Genomic DNA, 1,712 nt, shown 5'->3' on the forward strand with positions numbered 1-1,712 from the left:
GTCCCCGCGTTGCCGGCGACGTTGAGTGAATCCGCGCCTTCCGTGCCGCTGACCGTCACCGCCGCCGCCGCCGGTGACGGTCAGCGGCACGGAAGGCGCGGATTCACTCAACGTCGCCGGCAACGCGGGGACCGTGGAGCTGGTGTTCGGCCTGGGCGGTGACGACCGGATCAGCGCGCGCAACGACGACCGGGTGGACGGCGGAGCCGGCTGGGACAGCCTGCGCATCTTCCGCCAGGACCTGAACAACCAGGCTGAAGACCTGGACGTTGAAATGGCGGCGCTGGGCTATGCCCAGTTCATGTCCGGCGGCGGCAGCTTCGTCCGCATCGAGCAACTCGAATACGTCGGCACCCAGCACGGCGACCGCGTCCAGGGGCATACCGGCTTCGACAGGCTGGTCGGCGCCGAGGGCAGCGACCAACTCTACGGCCGAGGGGGAGATGATGAACTACTCGGCGGCTCCGGCGCCGATGAGCTGTTCGGCGGCGACGGCGGTGACCTGCTGGAAGGCGGGGAAGACAATGACGTCGTCCGCGGAGGCGAGAGCCACGACGTGCTCAGGGGCCAGGGCGGAGACGACAATCTGGAGGGCGGGGCGGGAATCGACCGCCTCGAGGGCGGAGATGGCGCCGACATCCTGCGCGGGGGGGCCGGCAATGATGACATGGACGGCGGCGCCGGCGCGGACATCTTCGTGTTCAGCCCAGAGAACGGCTTTGGTTCGGGCTCTGACGGAATCTTCAACTTCGAGGTGGGGATCGACAGGATCTCGCTGATCGACGGGGCGTTGGTCGCCGGGGTGCTGCGCGAGGGCGACACTACGGCGGTGATCGCCTTCAAGGACGGCTCGCGCGTCCTGTTGTGGGGCGTTTCGGCCAACCTGATCACCGAGGCCCATTTCATCGGCGAGTTCGACGGTTTGCCCGCGGTGGGCACGCTGGTCGGAACGGACGATGGCGCCGACCTGCTGATCGGCGGAACCGACAACGATACCCTCTACGGGTTCGCGGGCGACGACCAGCTGCGCGGCATGGCGGGCAATGACACCCTGATCGGCAACGTGGGCGACGACTGGATGGTCGGCGGCGCCGGGAACGACAGTTTCCAGGGCGGAGAGGGTTTCGACGCCGCCGACTTCAGCGGGGCGGGCCATCTCTACATCGATCTGGCCATTACCGGGCCGCAGAACACGATGGATGGCAACGACAGCTTCTCCAGCGTCGAGCATCTGATCGGCTCCATCTACGAAAACACCTTCCTGGGCTCCTCGGCCGACGAGATGTTCCAGGGCGATCGGGGCGCCGACACCCTGGACGGTCGGAGCGGCGACGACATCCTGCAGGGCGGCCACGACGGAGACACCATCCGAGGCGGGTCTGGCGCCGACACCCTGATGGGCGACGATGGAGGCGACAGCCTGACCGGCGGCGTGGGCGCCGATGGCCTGTTCGGCGGCGCGGGCGCCGACACCTTCCATCACGCGGCGGGCGACGGCGCCGACATCATCTACGATTTCGATGCGAGCGACCGCATCAACCTGACCGGCCATACCAGCTACAGCCTGGAGTCCGGGCCGAGCGGCGCGACGATCGTCCTCGGCAACGGCGACTCCATCACCCTCTACGGGCTGATGGTGAACCAGTTCAGCGCCTCCCAGATCGTCGGCGCCAATCCGGGGCCGCCGCCGCCACCTCCGCCACCCCCACCGC

The 1,712-nt window shown here is 68.3% G+C and carries 1 pseudogene; it reads left to right on the forward strand.

The window, feature by feature from the left end:
- Positions 1-73: 73 nt before the first annotated feature.
- Positions 74-1,712: pseudogene (locus tag GVN21_RS20295) on the forward strand (calcium-binding protein); the annotation flags it as partial.

It is taken from the genome of Caulobacter sp. SLTY, assembly GCF_009905535.1.
Classification (GTDB): domain Bacteria; phylum Pseudomonadota; class Alphaproteobacteria; order Caulobacterales; family Caulobacteraceae; genus Caulobacter.